Origin of the sequence: Frankia sp. R43 (genome assembly GCF_001306465.1) — a bacterium.
In the GTDB taxonomy this organism is placed as follows: domain Bacteria; phylum Actinomycetota; class Actinomycetes; order Frankiales; family Frankiaceae; genus Parafrankia; species Parafrankia irregularis.
Map to the genome: position 1 here is coordinate 636,464 of NZ_LFCW01000003.1, position 19,811 is coordinate 656,274.

Genomic DNA, 19,811 nt, shown 5'->3' on the forward strand with positions numbered 1-19,811 from the left:
CGGCACGCGGTCGTCGACGCTGCGCGCGCGGCAGCTCGCTCGGCGGGAGCGGCCGGCGGAGCGGGGTTGTCACAGTTCCGCAACCCGTGGCCAGGGCACCGGCTCTCTTGGATACTCGAACCCGTAGCCGGACCCGCTCGCGGTCACCGCCCACACCGTGTCGTCAGACCCCGAACGGATCCGGCATCAAGCCACACCGGGGACCACGCTCAGGCCCTATTGGGCGTGGGTCAGGCCCCGTAGAATGAATACCCACGGGGCCTGACGGAACACTTTCTTCTATGTCGGCTGTGCCGGCATGGCTGAGAAATCAGCCTGACCTGGGCGGTAGCGTTGATCGATCATGAGTATCTTTCCGCGCCGACTCAACAGGTCGTCGGCAGCCGCCACGGTGACCGAGATGACGAGACGGTCACCTACGCGATGTTGAAGCAGGCAGCGCGCTTTCTCAAGCTCCGCGGAATCGGGAACTCGACCCGCCGAGGCCACCCGCAGCTCGACCTCTCCGCGCCGCTCCTGGCGGAACTGGAAGCGATCGAATCGGGCGAAGGCCTCGTCGTGAAAATTGAGCGCCGCGGACGAGATGGGTTCGTCGTGCGTTCCATACACCAGCGACTGGTCCCAGCGGCCTGCCACGTCGCGAAGAACGGCGAAAGGAGAGCCGCATGCGCAGCGCCCTCCCATGAGCCCAGGAGGTGTGAGGGCGCCGCCGTCCTCGGTGTCATAGCGTAGGAGCGGCATGGCGGCGTTCGTCATCCCGCTGCCGATGATCCGGTCATTGATGACCTGGGCCACTCCGTAGGTGGGTGTAACGTGGTAATGGCCGGGAAAGCGTGGGCACTCGGCACCGAAGACGACTTTCTCGCTCTGCCCGTACCAGCGAATCGGCGGTGCGTCGAACACCTCGCGGAACAGGTCCAGTTGCCAGTCGAGGGCGCCTTCGCTGGCAAGAAGCACTGCTCGAAGTCGGGCGAGCTCCGGATGCGGGCCGGTCCGCGCTGCCCAGAGAGCGAACGGGGTTATGGAGGAGGGATACCCCCAGATCGCGACCGGGCGTAGATCACGGATACTGCTGAGCAACTCTGTGAAGGTTGCTTCGGACAGGTGGAACGGCGAGACGGCCATATGGTTGTAGGTTCTCTGATAGATCATTGGGCGGCCATGGAAGCCGGTCCCGAGGCTGCTGCCACGAAAGGTTATTTTCGGGTCGTTCAGCCTGACTCCGGCGCGTGACCAGACGTAGGCGATGTGTGCCCATTCGGAAAAGAAGGACGAATATGAGATCCGGAGGTTCAGTGGGCGGCCCCCGGTCCCTCCGGTTGTGACTTGCCGCGCGGGCACCTTCGGATTGGCGAACGCGGCGGACGACCGCCGGACGGTCTCCTTGTCCAGCACCGCCGCCGTCCTGTCGGAGGATCGCAGGTACTCCGGATTCTCCCGGTAGTAGGGCACCGCCGACGCCCATCTGTCGACGAAACGTCGAAGGCGTCTCTCCTGCCATTGAACGACCTCGTTCGGCTCAGCCAGTTCGAGCTGAGCCAGAGTTTTCAGGTGCGCCGTGACCAGCGGGCTGTCGCAAGCGGTACGGAAGGCCGCTGCCGCGACCCGCGAGCGGCCTATTGTGGAGCCTTTCATGGTGAGCCCGATCTGTTGCTGGCTGTCGTCCGAACATCGCCCCACGATAGTTCCACCCTGCCTTTCCAGGCGAAGTGAGGCTCAGCTTGGAGAGTGGCCGTTGGATGAATGTTTCCAATCGGTCCGTTCCAGTCCGTGTCGTCGCCGACGAGTTCAACCTCGCGCCAGTCGCCGTTGGCGAGTGGGAGCCGGTGGCAGCGAAATCCCTGGCGAACGGTTGGCACTCGTTCAGGATCGAAGCCGAACAGCACGGTGACGGCAGCGTCCACGGCGGCCGGTGTCGTCCCGAAGGCGACCAGCCGGCCGGGGAGCGCATCGGGGCTCATCGGCCCGTTGCGATGTCCCGCGATGACGCCGTCCACGAGCACGATGTGCCGAGTGGGTTGTGGGGTTTCCGTCAGAGTCCCGTCCGGACTGCCATAGTGAATAATCTTGTTCAGATCCAGCGACATCCTCCAGACGGTGTCGTTTCCCCACCAGTTTCCGCTCCGGATGGTGGTGTCCCCGTCGCCGAATATCGGAGTGCCGCCGCGGCGCGCGATCCGCAAGGTACGTGTGCCGACTCCGGGCCAGGCGAGCGCGGCGCGCCGCAGGCCCCCGACGACCGCGCGCTCTGCGCGGTGCCGGGCGCTTGGCCGCGGATGCTCGTCTCCGCGGTTTCCCGGCCATCCCTCGGTGTGGTGCGGAAGCCAGTTCTTGTCGGCGTTCACACCGACCAGGTTCTTCATCCCGAGCGTGATGCCGGCCTTTTTGTGGCTTTTCAGCTTGGGCAGATTTATGATCAGATCCGCCTGCATCACCGTTGCGGACAGCAGATACTCGTGGCGCCCGTCGGTGTGGTGGTGGTTCACCACCCGGGAGTCGTAGTCGGCTCCGTAGTAGCGGCCGGCGCCAGGATGGCCGACGAACTCGCTCCGGTCGCCCAGATCGAAGGCGACGGTACCGGCCGGGTCGCCGGGGAGACGACGTCGCGCTGTCACGACGCCGCCGCGGGTGGTCCATTCCTCCTGGCGTAGATCGAGCAGGTCGACGCTGAACCCCCGCTCCTGGTAGAAGTGGCGCAGCTGATCGAGGCCGAGAGCGGTGACGATGCCGATGAACGAGGAGTCGGTCTGCGGTGCATCGGCGATCACCACCCGGCCGGTGGGCCCGACCGCTCGCAGTGCGTAGTCGGCCGCGGCACGGATGACAGCGCCATGGGTGAGGACCCATTGCCAGCCATCGGGATCCCGAGGGTGGAACTCGCGTACGAGGTTCGGCTTGAGGACCACCGTTCCTCCGGGCCCGACATACTCGCCAAGCGGATTCCACTGTGAGGTATCGACTCCGCCCTTGTCGAGGCCGGCCAGGGCGAGAACCCGTCGAACCGCCGCATAGACATGATTCGGCTCGCGGCTCAGGTGGCCGAAACCGTATTCCGCATAGGCCGTATGCGGAGAGAATGGGGGCGCCGAAGGGTAGGCCGCCTGCCTCGTGCGGGTCAGCGCGACCTGGTAGGGCGACCTGGAAACCGGCGACTCAGACATCGGTGCTCTCCACGGCGGTCAGGCGGGTATGCAGCTCGAGTGGAAGCTCCGCGGTCACTGTGTAGGCGACGACCACGGCTGGGATCTGCCGTTGCCACCCAACCGCGAGCGTGTCCGTCCAGATTCGCCAGCGGCCCAACCTGACTCGCTCGTCCCGGTGCGCGTCGAAACACGTCGTCAGCCGGAAGGGTCCGGGTGCGGTGTTTCGTTCGATTATCACTCCGGCCTCGTCATACTTCGCCTGCCATCCGGCAGCCAGGTGGAACAGCACGTCTACACGGTGGCGATGACCGCCTGCGATTCGGTCAACGACGAGTAGCGAGCTCGGGTCCATCGTCCAGGTCCGGAGATGATCCGGCCGGCCGGTCATCCATCGGTAGCCGTTGTGCATGGCGGTCAGACTCAACCGGTCGGCGGCCTCGTCGTGGCGGACCGGGCCAAACGTGACCCTGGCCCGTCGGCCGGCCCGAAACGCACCCCAGACCTCGGTGGAATCGGCTTCGTCCACGACAACCGTGTTGTGCGCCGCGGTCGCGCGTTCGGCGGTGCGGGTCGCACCCGGTGCATAGGTCGAGGTCCCCTTGTCGACCAGCACCGGTGTGCCGTCGTACCAGAGGAGAAAGGACAGGGAATCGGCGTGGGCGTGCGCCGGAAGATCGTCCGGACAGGGCAGGCCGACATCGGCGAGTACCCGCCAGGGCCCGGCGCGCAGGACGGCCAGGCCCGAATCACTGAAGAGGGCGAGACCGGTGCCAGCCGGGCGGTCCGGATTCCGCACGCTGCGCGTTCTGGCCTGGTGCGGAAGCAGAACGCCGACCGCGGCCGGAGGGACGGGGTAGCCGTCGTTCGTCATCGGCACCGTGCCATCCGGTGCCAGGATGTCGTCGAGCCAGCTCCGCATGCGTAGTCGGGCCGCGGTCAGCTCGTCGGGGACCCGCTCGCCGGCCGAGTCGAGCAGGCCTGCCAGATCATCCAGGTCCGCCAGTACCTGGCAGTGATAGGCGGGTGCGCGCTCGACATGGCCGCCGTCGGGCAGTACCTGACGCTCGATCTCGCGAAGCAGATGCGCGGTCCAGCGCTTCCTCGCGGCTGCGTCATCGAACGCGACGGCGATCCCCAGCAGCGCCTTGATGTTCTTCAGAAGATGGTTTCCGCCGACATCGGTCTCCAGGTGCAGGCGCAGGAAAGCTCCGTGTTCGGCGAGGTCGGTGGTCAGTGCGGAAGCGAGTGCGTCGTCGGCGAGTGAGCCGAGCAGCCCGCACCATGACCAGATCCGCAGCGAGACCACGTAGGGCGACCAGGCTGGGCCGCGTCCAAACGTTGTGGCCCGGTGCCAGGAGCGGTGAAGCCGGTCGAACTCCGCCCGGGCCCACTCGCGCTCTGGATGCAGGGCAAACGACCAGGCCCAGTCCCAGTAATGCAGGTGGTACCGCCAGAGCAGCGGCGCGTCGTGCTGGGCCCAGTCGGCCGGTTCGCCGAGGTGGCGGGTGGTCCCCAGCAGGGTGAAGTGCCCATCGGCGAGATCGGTGGCGCGCGGCCACACCTCGCCGAGGCGGGCGTCGAACGGAACGAAGGAAGCCGGCCAACGAGCGTGACCTCCAGATCGCAGGACCGGCCGCGCGAGTGCATCCACGATCCGGCGCGAGGTGATGGGGAAGTACATGGGCATGGCACGTTGCGCGCGGAGACGAACACGCGCGACGGCCTGTTCCGGCCGGAGCAGCGCTACCGTTCGCAGGTATCGACCAGCCAGGTGGGCTCGGCGGGCCATTACGGACCGAGCGGTCGGGGAGGTCGATGAGGTTCCGTCGAGTTCACCCTGATCGGCTTCTTCGCCGATCCCGCCGATCCCGCCGATCCCGTCGAGCCCATTGAGCCCGTCGAGCCGGACGGGTGTCACGGTGCCGCCGGCCCAGGCAGGCCGTTCGTTCGCCACGTCGGAGAAGAAGGAGGCCGTCATCTGCCCGTTCGACCTCTCCTTGCCGCCTTCTGGCTCCGGCAGAGCGCCGCCTCCTGCCGGATGCCGGTGGCGAACGGCCGAGGAGCGAAACCGAGGTCCCGCACGGCATCCGCAATCGAGAACGCCTTGTCCTCGGTCAGCCGGCTGATCTGCTCCCTTTTCAGCCGTGGGCGGGCCGATCGACGTTCGTAGGAGCCGATGAGCGCCGCCACCGGCCTGACCGGGATGGGCAGGCACCTCGGGCGGCGGCCCGCGGCGGCGCCGGCCTGCTCGACGACCTGGCGCAGCGTCAGCGGGGCGGGTCCGGCGGCGTTGTAGGTGCGGCCGATCGTGATGTCGAGCTCGACCGCGCGAACGAGCAGCTCGGCGAGGTCGTCGACGTGTACGGGCTGGTGGAGCTGGTGACCGCCAGCGGGCAGCGGTATGGGCAGCATCGGCCAGTGCTGCAGCAGGTTGAGGAGCCGCGCCATGTTGCGGTCGTCCGGCCCTCCGTAGATCATGGTCGGTCGGATGATCGTCCAGTCGAGCCCACTGGTGCGGATCGTGTTCTCGGCGGCCAGCCGCGTCTGCTTCGACGGCGGGTCCAGTGCGGTGAAGATTCCGGTCGTGGAGACGAAGAGGGCGCGGGTGAGGTGAGCCCGCACCGCGGTCTCGACAATCGTGTCGGCGTGCCCGAAGCCGAGTGAGGCGATGTTGAGCAGTGCGTCGGCCTTCGTCTCCGCGAAGGCGCCGCGCAGTGCGGCGGCGTCATCCAGGTCACCCCGGACCACCTTGGCGCCGAGGGCGGTCAGGCGGCCCGCGCCTGACCCGCCTCGAGCGAGGCCGGTGACCTGGTGGCCCGCGGCCAGGGCGTGCCGTACGGTCCGGGATCCGAGGAATCCGCTGCCCCCGACGACGAATAGCCTCATCGCCCGCTCCCTCGTCCGTCCGCATGGTGGGTGACGGGTCGAGGGTTCTCAGGAGCAGGCTGGCGGGGGCGCGGTACTGGTTGGGCGCTGTTGCGCGGCTTTCCCTGGACGGCCGGCCGGTCTGCCGAGGCCGTCGCCGGTAGCTCGTCCTCGGGCCTCGGGCCATCCGGTGCCGGCTGGTGCTGCCCGCCCTCCCGCTGCCCGCCCTCCCGCTGGTCGGGTGGGGGCGGCCCGTGGTGAGGCTGTTCCTCCTGAGGTTGCCCGGCCAGGACCCGCAGGAGTAGGTGACGGTAGCGAGCGGCCAGCGCTGATCGGTCGAAGTGCCGCTCGACATGCTCGCGTGCGGCCAGGCCCATGGCCACGTTGCGGTCCGGATCCGTCGCCAGCTCCAGTACGGCGCCGGCGAGGGCCTCCGGGTTCTCCGGCGAGACGACCACGGCGCCGGCGTCGGTCAGGATGCGGGCTGCCTCGCCGCGTACCGAGCCGATCAGCGGGCGGCCCGCGGCCAGCAGCTCGAACATCTTTGACGGGATGAAGGTCTCGAACAGTGGTACGTCCCGCAGCGGAACCAGGCAGATGTCGGCGGAGGCGACCAGCGCGGCCATGTCCGAGCGGGGGACCGCGGGCGCAAGGGTGGTGTTCGTGAGGCCGAGCCGCCTGATGTGCTCGGTGAGCCGCCGCTTGTCGGCGCCCTCGCCCACGAAGGCGAATCGGATCGAGGGAGTTTCCTCGGCCAGCAGCGCGGCGGCGTCGGCGACGGAGGTCAGGCCCTGCGAGATGCCGTGTGCGCCGACGTAGAGCACGAGCGTGTCGGCGGGCCCGGCTCCCAGCTGGGCCCGTACCTCCGCGGACGCGGGTTCGTCCGGCCTGAATCGATCGAGGTCGACGCCGTTCGGGATCACGTGCACCTTCTCCGCGGGTATGCCCCGGCGGATGATGTCCTCTCGGAAGCCTTCGGTAACGGTGACAACGGCGTCCGCGGCCCGGTAGGCGGCCAGCTCCAGCTTTTCCAGAACCGCGATGACCCTGCGGTTCGTGATCAGACCCAACTGAACGAAGATCGCCGGCCACAGGTCGCGTATCTCGACCACCAGCCGCGCGCGCCGCAGCCGCGCCAGGACCCAGGCCGAGCCGAGAGCGAAGAAGGTGGGCGAGGAAACGACCACGACGTCAACGGGGCCAGCGGCCCGGCCGCCCAGCAGCACCGACGTCACCATGAACGACAGGTGGCTGAGGGTCTTGCGCAGCACGCCTTCGTTCGGGGTCGCATAGAGCCAGGTGCGGACCACCCGGTATCCGTCGGTGTGCTCGATCCGCCTGAGTGCCCCACGGTAACCGGGGGGCACCACACCGGTCGGATGGTTCGGCATGCCGGTCAGCACGGTGACGTCGAGGCCGGCGGCGGCCCAGGCCCGCGCTGTCTCCGACAGGCGTGCCTGGGGGGCGCCCACCTCGGGGGGGAAGTAGTGGGTAACGAGCAGTACCCGCGGGGGACCAGCGCCACGCCTCACGACATCGACCTCTTCTGGGGAACCCGGCGATCGGACCGCGCCTTGTCGCTATTAGTAGTCAACTGTATTCGCATGGTTGTCGAATAACTTGGATTGCTGTCGTCACCGGGTGTCGGCCGGGTCGGGTACCCGGGCCGGCCGGCTGGGTTCAGCCCGATCAGGGGTGAGCTGTGGGCTGTCGCCCTGTCGTTGGTGCGGCAGGACGAGCTCCCGGGAGCCACCCCCTGGATGGGCGGGATCGGCAGGAGCCGGCCGCTCGGCGCATCCCCGTGCATGGGCCAGTGTGATCAGCCGAGGTGCGTTCAGATAACCCACGACCAGCACGAGCAGCGCGAGGTCGGCCGTCACCCGGATGCCCGGGTCACCCCGTGCGGCCAGCAGTCCCAGGCCTGAGCTCGCCGCGACGAGGCTGGCGACCGTGACCGTGACCCGGGTGTGCGTCCAGCCCACGTCGGTGAGCCGCTGGTAGGTGTGGGTGCGGTGGGGCAGGTACCAGCGCTCGCCCCGTAGTACCCGGCGCACCAGCGTGGCGCCGGTGTCGGCGAGGTACAGCAGCAGCGGCGCCAGCACCGCCTCCACCGGGATGCCGGACAGGATGCCCTGCAACGCGAGCACAGCGAGGCTGGTGCCGAGGGTGTAGCTGCCGACGTCACCCAGAAAGATCCGCGCGCGGGGGAAGTTGAACGGCGCGAAGCCGATCGCCGACCCGACCAGAACGGTTCCGCCCGCGGCCAGCGCCGACGCCTCGTACAGATGTCCCACCACGATGAGGCTGCCGCCGGCGACGGCGGCCTGCGCGGACGAGATGCCGTTGACCCCATCCATGAAGTTGAACGCGTTGACGAAACCGGTAATCCACAGTGGGCCGATCAGCGCGGCGGCGGACACCGCCACCACGGGTGGGATCGGCGCGGCATCGAGGGACACGCTGGTGAGAAGCACGGCCGACACCACCAGGCCGGCGAGCAGTTGCAGTGCCAGGCGGCGCAGCGGGGAGATGCCGCCCGCGTCTGCACCCACATCCTCGGCGAGACCGACGAGACCGAACAGTGTCACCCCGACGATCATCGGGAGCAGGCCGGGGGAGTCGCCGTGACCGCTGGTGACCTGGAGCACCACCACGCCCGCGAAGATGCCGAGGGCTACGGCGATGCCGCCGCCCCGAGGGGTCGGCACCCGGTGCGAGGAGCGTTCGTTGACGTCGTCGATGGCGGCCAGGCGCCGCATCGCGCTGACCACGACCGGCATGGCGACGACGGTTACCAGTAGTGCCGCCGCACCCGCTGCGATCATGTCACTCCTTACGGCTCGGCTCGGCAGGCGATGACCCGCGTGGGGCATGCTGGCGTCGCGGCTGCGGCTTGCTCACAGGTTGGTGACACTCCAACGGCACGACAGGCCGCTGTTCGTGGCTGAATGTAAGTCATCAACTACCCTCTGTCGCATGACGCGAGTGCGAGTGTCTGACCGGTCGCGGCGCCGCGGCTCTTCGGCCCGACGGGTCCCAGCGACAGGCCGGGATCTCCGGTGAGGCAGGTGGTCCAAGCCGCGGGCGGTGGGGAGGTCCGGGTCGTCGAGACCCCGATCCCGTCCATCGAGGCGACCGAGGTCCTCGTGGAGACGACCGCCACCATCGTGTCCGCCGGCACCGAGCGGGCGGTGACCACGCTCGCCCGGTCGGGGCTGCTGGCCAAGGCACGGGCACGCCCCGACCTGGTCCGCCGGGTGGCGGAGAAGGCCCGAGCGGACGGCATCGGCGAGGCGGTCCGCTCGGTCCGCGACCGCCTCGCCTCCGAGCTGCCACTCGGTTACAGCGGGGCCGGCCGCGCGATCCGCGTCGGTGACGCCGTCGAGGGCATCCGGCCCGGCGACCTGGTGGCCACCGGCGGTGCCGGATGGGCCAACCATGCCGAGTTCCAGGCGGTGCCCGGGCTGTTGTGCGCGCGGGTGCCGGCCGGGGTCCCCGACGCGGACGCCGCCTTCACGACCATCGCCGCGATCGCGCTCCACGGGCTCCGGTTGGCCGAGGTCGGCCCGGGAGCCAAGGTGGTCGTCGTCGGACTGGGCCTCATCGGCCAGCTCGCCTCCCGTATCGCGCTGGCCAGCGGATGTGACGTGGCCGGCGTCGACCTCGCGGACCTGCCGCTGCAGACCGCTGCCGCGACCGGCGTGCGGGCCTTGCGGGAGTCCGGCGAGGCGACCACGGCCGCAGTGCGGCAGTGGAGCCGCGGGCGCGGGGCGGACGCGGTGCTGATCTGCGCGGCGGGCCGGTCCGGTGATCCGGTGATGCGTGCGACGGAGTTCGCCCGCGACCGGGCGCAGCTTGTCGTCGTCGGGGACGTCCCGTTGGGGCTGGCGCGCGCGCCGTTCTACGAGAAGGAGCTCGTCCTTCGCTTCGCGCGTTCCTACGGACCCGGTCGGTACGAGCGTGGCTACGAGGAATGGGGTGTGGACTACCCGGCTGGCCAGGTCCGCTGGACGGAGGGCCGCAACCAGGAAGCGGTGCTCGACCTGCTCGCCGCCGGCCGGCTGTCCGTGGCCGACCTGGTCACCCACGCCTTTCCGCTTGAGCGGGCCCCGGCGGCCTATGACCTGGTGGCGACGCGACGGGAGCCGTACCTGGCCATCCGGTTCGACTACCCGCGCCGCACCGGGCCGGTGGAAGACGCCGAGGCGGCGGACGACGGTCCGCCCGCGGAAAGTGCCACATCGACCGAGTACTCCCTGGCGGGGAAGGCCCGGCAGGTCGGCTACCCGCGACCGGTGGCACGTGGGGCTGGTTCACCTGGGCGCCGCGGTGATCGGATCGGCTGGATCGGTGCGGGGAACTTCTCCAGCTCGGTGCTGCTGCCGGCCTTCAGAGCCGCCGGTTTCGACCGTTTCACCAGTGTCGCTTCGGCGAGTGGGCGATCAGCTCGCGCCTTCGCCGACCGGCATGGCTTCCAGGGGGCCGCGGCTGGGGTTGAGGAACTGCTCGATGACGACGACATCGATGTCGTGGTGATCGCGACACCGCACTCGACGCACGCCCGGCTGGCGGCGGCGGCCCTCGAACGGGGCCGGCATGTGTGGTGCGAGAAACCGTTGGCCCTCGACCTGGCCGAGCTCGAGATGGTCGAGCGGGCGGCGGACGTGGGCGGCGGGGTCCTGATGGTGGGCCTCAACCGTCGGTTCTCCCCGGCGGTCGTCGCGGCCCGTCGGCGGCTGGCGGAGCGGGACGGCCCGTTGAGCCTGATCTACCGGGTCGCCGCCGGTCCCGTACCCGCCGACCACTGGTATGGCGACCGGGTCGAGGGCGGCCGGCTTCTCGGCGAGGTCTGCCATTTCATCGACACCTGCGTGGCGCTGGCAGGTAGTCGGGTCGAGACGGCGACAGCCGTGCCCGGCCGCGGTGGCGAGGTGCTGCTTGCCGAGGACCTGGCTGTGACCATGCGGCATGTCGACGGCACCCTGTCGACCGTCGCGTACAGCTCCGCCCGGCCCCGGGCCTGCCGGAAGGAGCTGGTCGAGGCTCTCGCCGGCAGGAGCCACCTGCGAATCGACGACTTCCGGGAGCTGGTGATCGATGGTGTCTCGGAGTGGAAAGGCGCGCAGGACAAGGGGCATCGGGCCGCGGTCGGCGCGTTCCTGCGGATGTGCCGCGGCGGCGCGACGGACGTGACGGCGGAACTGATCGCGTCGTCCCGGGCAACGCTCGCCGCCGCCGCGAGCCTCGGCACCAGCCTCCCACAGCCGACAGGCTCTCCGCGGTCGGTGGCAACGGCGACGGTGCCGGTGGTGGCGACGGCGACGGCAACGGCGACGGTGCCGGTGGTGGCGACGGCGCCGGTGGCGGTGGCGGTGGCGAAGGAGCCGGCTGGCATCGACCTCGCGGATGCTCGCCGTGCGGGGACGGAGCAGGTGGGCCAGCCAGCGGTGCCGGCAGCGCGGGGGGTGGGCGCGGACAGCGTGCCGCCGGAGGGCCAGGCCTCTCCCGTGCTGCGAGAAGAAGGCGAGCCAACCCGCTGACCGAGGGTCAGTCGAGGTCGACTGCAGACAGGGAGGAGGACGAACGTGCCTCGCGCACTGATTACGGGAATCACCGGCCAGGACGGCTCGTACCCGGTTGAGATGATGGTCGACGCCGACCTCGCCGCCGAGCGGGCCGAAGCGCCGGGCGTGCCCGGCCCGCCGGGTGCTCCGGATGTGCTGGGCGTGCCGGCGGTGCGCCGGGCGCCGGAACGGCTGGGCCGCGACGGGACGGCCACGCCATGACCACGGCCGCGCCACACGCGGTCGTCGTGGCCGGGGCCCGGCCGAACTTCATCAAGGTGAAGCCCGTGCTCGACGCGCTGACGGCTGACGGCGTCCGCACCACCCTCGTGCACACGGGGCAGCACTACGACGACGCGATGAGCGGTGTCTTCTTCACCGATCTCGGTCTGCGCCCACCGGATCACCACCTGGAGGCCGGCTCCGGGTCCCATGCCGTGCAGACGGCTGCGGTGATGACCGCCTTCGAGCCGTTGCTGATGCGACTGGCCCCCGATGTGGTGGTCGTCGTCGGGGACGTGAACTCGACACTCGCCTGTGCGCTGGTCGCGGCGAAGGCGGGAATCGCGGTGGCGCACGTCGAGGCCGGCCTGCGCAGCGGCGACCGGGCGATGCCGGAGGAGATCAATCGGATCGTCACCGACCGGCTGTCGAACCTGCTGTTCGCGCCCAGTCCCGAGGGGGTGGCGCACCTGCTCGCGGAGGGCGCGCCACCGGAGTCGGTGCATCTGGTCGGCAATGTCATGGTCGACACGCTGCTGGCGTGCCGGGAGCGGGCCCGTGCTCGGCCCATGCTCGCCGAGCTGGGCTTGCACTCGGGTGGGTATGGCCTGGTGACCCTGCACCGGCCGAGCAATGTCGACGACCCCGCGGTGCTCGACGGCCTGGTCGCGGCACTGGGGGAGATCGCCGGCCGATGCCCGCTGGTGTTCCCCGTCCACCCACGTACCGCCGACCGCCTCGCCGGTCGGCTCCCGGCTGGTCTACGGATACTCGGGCCGGTGGGGTACCTCGACTGCCTCGCGTTGCAGATGGGAGCGCGACTGGTCCTCACCGACTCGGGCGGGGTGCAGGAGGAGTCGACGGTTCTCGGAGTTCCGTGCCTGACGTTGCGGGACAACACCGAACGTCCGATCACTGTCACCGAGGGGACCAACCGGGTGGTGGGCCGTTCCCCGGATGCGGTGGTCGCCGCGGCGCTCGAATGGCTGGAGCGGCCGCCTCCGCCGCGTTGTCCGGAGCTGTGGGATGGGCGTGCCGGTCAACGGATCTCCGCCGTGCTGGTCCGGACTTTCGCCGGCGGCGTCGGGAAAGGCCCGCGCGACGGAGTTTGGGAACCCCCGAGGCCCCGAGTGATAACGGAACGTGACACGAACTTGCCGATGCGTAGCTGAGAGTGGTTATGGCGCCACACTGGGCTCATGACTTCAACGGGAAAGCTGGTAGTTGTCGGCCAGGGGTATGTCGGTCTCCCGCTCGCGATGCGCGCGGTGGAGGTCGGCTGGCGGGTGGTGGGCGTCGACGTCGACATCAGTAGGGTCAAAAGACTTGTGGTTGGTGAGTCCTATGTCGAGGACATCGCTGACGGTCAGCTGGCAGCGGCGCTCGCCTCTGGCAGGTACGAGGCGACGACCGACTACGCCGCGGCGGCGGCCTTCGATGTCGCGGTCGTCACCGTGCCCACCCCGCTGCGGGAGGGCGTACCTGACCTCAGTTTCGTGACGGACGCGGCGCGGAGCCTGGCGCCCTTCGTGAGACCCGGGTCGACCGTGGTGCTGGAGTCAACCACCTACCCGGGCACGACCGAGGAACTGTTCGGGCCGTTGCTGGAAGAGCTGTCCGGTCTCACGGCCGGCACCGACTTCCGGCTTGGCTACTCCCCGGAACGTATCGATCCGGGGAACAAGGTCTGGCGGCTGGAGAACACTCCGAAAGTCGTTTCCGGTGTCGACGAGGCCTCGCTCAGGGCCGTGACCGCCTTCTACGACTCGCTGGTGGACAGCACCGTTCCGGTGGCCTCGACGAGGACCGCGGAACTCACCAAGCTCCTGGAAAACACCTTCCGTCATGTCAACATCGCTCTGGTCAACGAGCTCGCCATGTTTGCGCACGAGCTCGGCGCGGACGTCTGGGCGGCGATCGACGCCGCCTCGACCAAACCTTTCGGCTTCATGCCGTTCCGGCCGGGTCCCGGCGTCGGAGGTCATTGTCTTCCGATCGACCCGTCCTACCTGTCATGGCGCGTCCGGTCGCGGCTCGGTCGCAGCTTCAGGTTTGTCGAACTGGCCAACGATATCAATCACCACATGCCGGACCATGTGGTGAGCAGGGTGTCCGAGATACTTGGCCGACGAGGATGTTCTGTGCGGGGAAGTCGTATTCTGCTGCTGGGGCTCGCCTACAAGAGGAACACCGGGGACTCGCGGGAGTCGCCAGCGGCCCGGGTGGCGGCGCTGCTGGCTGATCGCGGAGCGGAGGTCTTTGCGGCGGACCCGCACGTCGATCCCGCGCGGGTTCCGGGGCGGATCGAGCTGGTCGATGCCGACGAGGAGCAGACGGCGGCAGCGGACCTGGTTGTCGTGCTGGTCGATCACGACGCGTTCCGGCGCGACATCGTGTTGAGCCACGCCCGGGCCGTGCTGGACACCCGCCACTGGCTGCAGCCGTCCGCGGGGTCGGCGGCGGTGCCGACCGCAGCGACCGCAGCGGCCGGCGGGGGTGCTCTGAGCGGCTCGGCGAGAGCGTTCGTTCCCGCGCAGCGCTCCGCGCCGGGGCGGGCCATGGTCGAGTCCATGTGACGCCGCGCTGGGACCGTACGCCGCCACCCGACCTGGGGTCCGCGGCCGAGCGGTCACCCGTCGGCCTGGCCCGAATCGCAGGTTCGGCGCGGGGCGTCGCGCGGGCGACGCCCCGCCTTTTCGTCTCACGTTGCCGAGTGTCATAACTCTGTGTAGTAGAACTCTCTCTGTAGGTTGGCGAAGGTTGCCAGATGTCCTGGCCGAGTGCTGAGCGTCCACATCCGAGTTTGGAGGGTGGTCATCGTTGCGGCAGTGGGGCGGATATCGGTGACGAACGGGCCAAGGGCATACGAAGCGGCGGCGGACCGGCAGGTGGCATGCGCATGGGTGGCAGGGGCACGGGTGGCGCTCGGACCGATCGATGGCCTGCGGGCGCCGACCGGTCCGGCGGGCCGGTGAAGGTCGACGGGCTCGCGGTGGTCGACGGGCCGAGTGTCGTCGACGGGCCGGCACGCGAGGCGGGGGACGCGCGCGGCGCGGCGGCCGGCGACCGGTTGCTCCCCCCGCCGGCCGGGCAGGTGAGCCCGGCTCCCGCCCCGTCCAGCCGTGCCAACCCGGTGACGGTGCTCGAGGTGCTGCCGAGGATGGACCTGGCCGGTGAGACGATCCGTGCCGTCAACCTGCTGCGACGATTGGACCCGGCCGAGTTCCGGCTGCTGTTCTGCGTCACCTCGGGGGCGCCCGGATCGCTGGACGAGGAGATCCGGTCGCTCGGGGGCGAGGTGTACTACTGCCGCGCGGATCCGAGCTTTCCGTTCGCGTTCCACCGGCTGCTGCGCCGGGTCCGGCCCGACATCGTCCACTCCGGGGTGGCGACGTTCTCGGGGGTGGTGCTGACGGTTGCCCGGGCCGCCGGTGTGCGCCGCCGGGTGGCTCACTTCTTCACCAGTACGGATCGCCGTGGCGACAGCGTCCGCGGCCGGCTCCAGCGGGCGCTGGGCCGGGTCCTGCTGGATGCGTTCGCCACCGATCTGATCGCGGTCAGCGAGGCGGCCATGCGTGGCCTCTGGCGCGAGTCCTGGCGGCTGGATCCCCGGTGCCGGGTCATCTACAACGGCGTCGAGCTCGAGCCCTTCGGGGTGGCCATCGCCGGCCAGCGGCCGATGCCCTCCCTGCCGGAGCTCGACGAGCTGGGGGACGTCGCACCGCCGCCGCTGACGGTCCTGCACATCGCCCGCCCGGATCCGGTGAAGAACCGGTCGCGCGCGATCGAGATCGTCGCGGCGATGTGCACCCGCGGGCTCGACGTGCGGCTGCGGTTCGTGGGCCGGCAGAGCCCGGAGGAGACCGAGCGGCTGATGACCCTCGCCAGCGGCCTGGGGGTGTCGGACCGGGTCGAGTTCCTCGGCGAGCGGGGCGATGTGCCCAAGCTCCTGGTGAACTCGTCGCTGCTGCTGGTGACGTCGCTGCACGAGGGGCTACCGAGCGTCGTGCTCGAGGCGTGCGCGGTCGGTACCCCGGTGCTGTCGTCGGATCTGCCGGGTGTCGCGGAGATCGCCCGGGTGCTGCCCGGGATCACCATGCTTCCGCTGGGAACGCCGAACGAGATCTGGGCCAGTACCGCCGCGGACCTGGCGGTCGTGCCGCCGACGCTGGACGAGCGTCGGGAAGCGATGCGCCGGCTGCGGCGATCTCCGTTCACGATGGAGAACTGGCAGCGCGACATCACGGCCGTGTGGTCGTAACCGCGGCCTGCTCCGGCACGGCCCGTCCAAGGTGGGTCCGGCCTGGGTGGGACATCCCACCTTCCGGCGTCATGGCCAGCGGGCCACGCACCCCCCGTCGTCGTGATCCCGGCCGTCTCGTCCGGCCTGACCAGGGGGCATGCGGTACACGTCCGGACGGACCACCTGATATTTGTAGCCTCTGCGAGGGAAAAACGGCGTGGACCGCCGGGACCGGGGGCACGTGCCCGGGAGGCGGCGGTCACAGCCACGTCGAGCCCTGTGGGAATGTGACCAACGGCTCTCGGCGTCGCCGTCACCCCTGACAGTGCCAGGATGGGACGAGTGGACGACCGTGGCGAACTCAGGGTCGGCCACAGCGATCGGCGCTTGTGTCGAACCTTCCCGCTGACCAGAAGCGGGGAGGTGACGAGGAGGAGACGAAGGCCATGGACAGCTTCGGCAGCACCGGCAGACTCGCGGTAGGTGATCGCACCTACACGATCAGGCGGTTGGACGCGGTGCCCGGGGCGGACCGCCTGCCGTACAGCCTCCGTGTTCTGCTCGAGAACCTGCTGCGTACCGAGGACGGCGCGAACATCACCGCCGACCATGTACGTGCGCTCGCCAACTGGGACCCGGCGGCGGAGCCGAGCCAGGAGATCCAGTTCACCCCGGCGCGGGTCATCATGCAGGACTTCACCGGTGTCCCCTGTGTGGTCGACCTCGCCGCGATGCGGGAGGCGATGGTCGCGCTCGGCGGCGACTCGTCGAAGATCAACCCGCTGGCGCCGGCCGAGATGGTGATCGACCACTCGATCATCGCCGACCACTTCGGGCGGCCGGACGCGTTCGAGCTGAACGCGACCCTGGAGTTCGAGCGCAACCGCGAGCGCTACCAGTTCCTGCGCTGGGGCCAGGCCGCGTTCGACAACTTCACCGTGGTGCCGCCGAACACCGGCATCGTGCACCAGGTCAACGTCGAGCACCTCGCCCGGGTCGTCTTCACGAAGGAGACCGCCGAGGGCACGCTGGCCTACCCCGACACCCTCGTCGGGACGGACAGCCACACCACGATGGTCAACGGCCTCGGCGTGCTCGGCTGGGGCGTCGGCGGCATCGAGGCCGAGGCGGCGATGCTCGGCCAGCCGGTCAGCATGCTGATCCCGACCGTCGTCGGCTTCAAGCTCACCGGCGAGCTCCCGCCGGGCACCACCGCCACCGACATGGTGCTCACCATCACCGAGCAGCTCCGCAAGCACGGCGTGGTCGGCCGGTTCGTCGAGTTCTACGGCGAGGGCGTGGCGAACGTCCCGCTGGCGAACCGCACCACCATCGGCAACATGAGCCCCGAGTACGGCTCCACCTGCGCGATCTTCCCGATCGACGCCGAGACCCTGTCCTACCTGCGGCTCACCGGCCGCCCGGACGAGCTCGTCGCGCTGGTTGAGGCCTACGCCAAGGAGCAGGGCCTGTGGCACGACCCGAGCCACGAGGCCGACTACACCACCACTCTTGAGCTGGACCTTTCGACTGTGGTCCCCTCCCTCGCCGGCCCGAAGCGCCCGCAGGACAGGGTGCCGCTGTCGACGGCGAAGCCGGCCTTCCGCAAGGCGCTCGGCACCTACGCCGGTGTCACGGAGCTGGTCAACGGCGGCGTGGACGAGGCCGACGCCGAGTCCTTCCCCGCCTCCGACCCGGCCGCGCCGTTCGCGGACAAGCCGTCCGACGCGCCGGTCTCGGTCAACGCGGTCGCCGGTGACGTCAGCGGCCGTCCGTCGAAGCCGACGCGGGTGACCCTGGCCGACGGCACCACCTTCGAGATCGACCATGGCGCGGTCGCCATCGCCGCGATCACCTCCTGCACCAACACCTCGAACCCGCAGGTCATGCTGGGCGCGGCGCTGCTCGCGCGGAACGCGGTGGAGAAGGGCCTGACCCGCAAGCCGTGGGTGAAGACCACCTTGGCTCCCGGTTCCAAGGTGGTCATGGATTACTACGAGCGCGCGGGCCTCGTCCCTTACCTGGAGAAGGTCGGATTCAACCTGGTGGGCTACGGCTGCACCACCTGCATCGGCAACTCGGGCCCGCTCGCCGACGAGATCTCGGCCGAGATCAACAAGGCGGACCTGGCGGTCGTCAGCGTGCTGTCGGGCAACCGGAACTTCGAGGGCCGGATCAGCCCGGACATCAAGATGAACTACCTGGCCTCCCCGCCGCTGGTGGTCGCCTACGCGCTGGCCGGCACGATGGACATCAACCTCGACACCGACCCGCTGGGCACCGACACCGCCGGCGAGCCGGTCTACCTGCGTGACATCTGGCCGAGCGAGGCCGAGGTCGCCGAGGTCGTGGCCAGCTCGATCGCGTCCGAGATGTTCTCGGGTGGCTACGCCGACCTCTCCGGCGACGCCCGCTGGCAGGCGCTGCCCATCGGTGACGGCGGCGAGGTCTCGCAGACCTTCGGCTGGGTGGAGGACTCCACCTACGTGCGCCACCCACCGTACTTCGAGGGGATGTCCGCCAAGCCGACGCCGCGCACCGACATCGTCGGCGCCCGGGTGCTGGCCTACCTGGGGGACTCGGTCACCACCGACCACATCTCCCCGGCCAGCTCCATCAAGAAGGACTCCCCGGCGGGGCGGTATCTCACCGAGCACGGGGTGGCCCCGTCCGACTTCAACTCCTACGGGTCGCGGCGCGGCAACCACGAGGTGATGATCCGGGGGACCTTCGCCAACATCCGGCTGCGCAACAAGCTGGTGCCCGGCGTCGAGGGTGGCGTCACCCGCCACCTGCCCGACGGCGAGCAGGTGGCGATCTACGACGCGGCGCAGAAGTACGCGGCCGAGAACGTCCCGCTGGTGGTGCTCGCGGGCAAGGAGTACGGTTCCGGCTCCTCGCGTGACTGGGCCGCGAAGGGCACGGCCCTGCTCGGCGTGCGGGCGGTCATCGCCGAGTCCTACGAGCGGATCCACCGGTCGAACCTGATCGGGATGGGCGTGCTGCCGCTGCAGTTCCCGGTCGGCGAGTCGGCCGAGTCGCTCGGGCTCACCGGTGAGGAGACCTTCACCATCACGGGCCTGGCCACCATCGACGAGAAGACCCCCACCATCACCGTCCAGGCGGGGGACAAGTCGTTCGAGGCCGTGGTCCGGATCGACACCCCCGGTGAGGCGGAGTACTACCGCCACGGCGGCATCCTGCTTTACGTCCTGCGCTCCCTGATCTGATCCTGGGTCGGAATCGGAGTAGGAGTCGAGGTCGGGGTTCGTCCGGGATGGCCTCCCGAGGCCTTCCGGGCGGACCCCGCCGCAGTGCTCCCCGCCGCGGTGCTCCTCGCGCCGACGAGCCTGCGCAGGTACAGCGCTGCTGCGATGATCACTGTGAGGTCGTCGACCAGGCCGACCGGCCCGAGCGGAACCTCCGGCACGGCGTCCACCGGCGAGATGACGTAGAGCAGGCTGGCGATCGTCGTGGCCACGGCGTGCAACGGCAGCCGGTAGCGCCGCAGCAGGTACCAGGCGCCACCGGCCAGCAGCACGCCGGCCACGGCGATCACGCCGAGGATCACCACCAGGGCGGTGCCGAGATCGTCGCTCATAGTGATGCCCACCGTTCCTTCGGCAGTCGGAGTGATCGCACTCCGAATGCCCGCTCCGACGCCATTGCGAACGTTCCCGGCGGCACCAACGTTCCGCGCTCGCACGCGGCCAGGATCGCTGGACGTCGCGGTACCCCGGCTTCCCCTCGCCCGGGTCGGAACGGCAGACTGCC

At 69.7% G+C, this 19,811-nt stretch carries 13 protein-coding genes; 6 read left to right on the plus strand and 7 right to left on the minus strand.

Annotation, left to right across the window (positions count from 1 at the left end; translation table 11 throughout):
- Nucleotides 1–279: 279 nt before the first annotated feature.
- The 6 genes from ACG83_RS16210 to ACG83_RS16235 form a co-directional block, all read right to left on the minus strand.
- A complete protein-coding gene (locus ACG83_RS16210; RefSeq protein WP_235497945.1) occupies nucleotides 280–1,680 on the minus strand; it encodes a phenylacetate--CoA ligase family protein in 1,401 nt (466 codons plus the stop codon).
- The gene (locus ACG83_RS16215) at nucleotides 1,632–3,161 is read right to left on the minus strand and encodes a DUF362 domain-containing protein (RefSeq protein WP_054567010.1); all 1,530 of its coding nucleotides are present in this window, start codon (nucleotides 3,159–3,161) and stop codon (nucleotides 1,632–1,634) included. Before ACG83_RS16215 ends, ACG83_RS16210 begins: the two co-directional genes overlap by 49 nt.
- Entirely contained in the window at nucleotides 3,154–5,121 is a 1,968-nt protein-coding gene (locus ACG83_RS16220) for a heparinase II/III family protein (RefSeq protein WP_054567011.1), read from the minus strand. Before ACG83_RS16220 ends, ACG83_RS16215 begins: the two co-directional genes overlap by 8 nt.
- Entirely contained in the window at nucleotides 5,118–6,029 is a 912-nt protein-coding gene (locus ACG83_RS16225) for an NAD(P)-dependent oxidoreductase (protein ID WP_054567012.1), read from the minus strand. Before ACG83_RS16225 ends, ACG83_RS16220 begins: the two co-directional genes overlap by 4 nt.
- A complete protein-coding gene (locus ACG83_RS16230; protein ID WP_054567013.1) occupies nucleotides 6,026–7,540 on the minus strand; it encodes a glycosyltransferase in 1,515 nt (504 codons plus the stop codon). Before ACG83_RS16230 ends, ACG83_RS16225 begins: the two co-directional genes overlap by 4 nt.
- A gap of 102 nt (nucleotides 7,541–7,642) precedes the next feature.
- Entirely contained in the window at nucleotides 7,643–8,833 is a 1,191-nt protein-coding gene (locus tag ACG83_RS16235; protein ID WP_054567014.1) for a glycosyltransferase family 4 protein, read from the minus strand.
- A gap of 234 nt (nucleotides 8,834–9,067) precedes the next feature.
- Here ACG83_RS16235 and ACG83_RS16240 point away from each other — a divergent pair, with 234 nt between their 5' ends.
- From ACG83_RS16240 to ACG83_RS16265, 6 genes are all read left to right on the plus strand, one after another.
- Complete coding sequence (locus ACG83_RS16240; RefSeq protein ID WP_235497946.1) at nucleotides 9,068–11,548, plus strand: bi-domain-containing oxidoreductase; 2,481 nt, start codon at nucleotides 9,068–9,070, stop codon at nucleotides 11,546–11,548.
- A 45-nt stretch (nucleotides 11,549–11,593) separates the two neighbouring features.
- Entirely contained in the window at nucleotides 11,594–11,794 is a 201-nt protein-coding gene (locus tag ACG83_RS16245) for a hypothetical protein (RefSeq protein WP_054567015.1), read from the plus strand.
- Nucleotides 11,791–12,966 carry a non-hydrolyzing UDP-N-acetylglucosamine 2-epimerase gene (wecB, locus tag ACG83_RS16250; protein ID WP_054567016.1) on the plus strand — a complete coding sequence of 392 codons (1,176 nt, stop codon included), beginning with the start codon at nucleotides 11,791–11,793 and terminating at the stop codon, nucleotides 12,964–12,966. Before ACG83_RS16245 ends, wecB begins: the two co-directional genes overlap by 4 nt.
- Before the next feature lie 27 nt (nucleotides 12,967–12,993).
- The gene (locus ACG83_RS16255) at nucleotides 12,994–14,370 is read left to right on the plus strand and encodes a nucleotide sugar dehydrogenase (protein ID WP_054567017.1); all 1,377 of its coding nucleotides are present in this window, start codon (nucleotides 12,994–12,996) and stop codon (nucleotides 14,368–14,370) included.
- 323 nt (nucleotides 14,371–14,693) lie between these two features.
- Nucleotides 14,694–16,055 (plus strand): glycosyltransferase, encoded by a 1,362-nt coding sequence (locus tag ACG83_RS16260; protein WP_054567018.1) that lies wholly within the window; start codon nucleotides 14,694–14,696, stop codon nucleotides 16,053–16,055.
- Between the two features lie 428 nt (nucleotides 16,056–16,483).
- Nucleotides 16,484–19,267 carry an aconitate hydratase gene (locus ACG83_RS16265; RefSeq protein ID WP_054567285.1) on the plus strand — a complete coding sequence of 928 codons (2,784 nt, stop codon included), beginning with the start codon at nucleotides 16,484–16,486 and terminating at the stop codon, nucleotides 19,265–19,267.
- Here ACG83_RS16265 and ACG83_RS16270 read toward each other — a convergent pair.
- Nucleotides 19,243–19,638 carry a YkvA family protein gene (locus ACG83_RS16270; protein ID WP_083473286.1) on the minus strand — a complete coding sequence of 132 codons (396 nt, stop codon included), beginning with the start codon at nucleotides 19,636–19,638 and terminating at the stop codon, nucleotides 19,243–19,245. The genes ACG83_RS16265 and ACG83_RS16270 overlap by 25 nt on opposite strands.
- Nucleotides 19,639–19,811 lie beyond the last annotated feature (173 nt).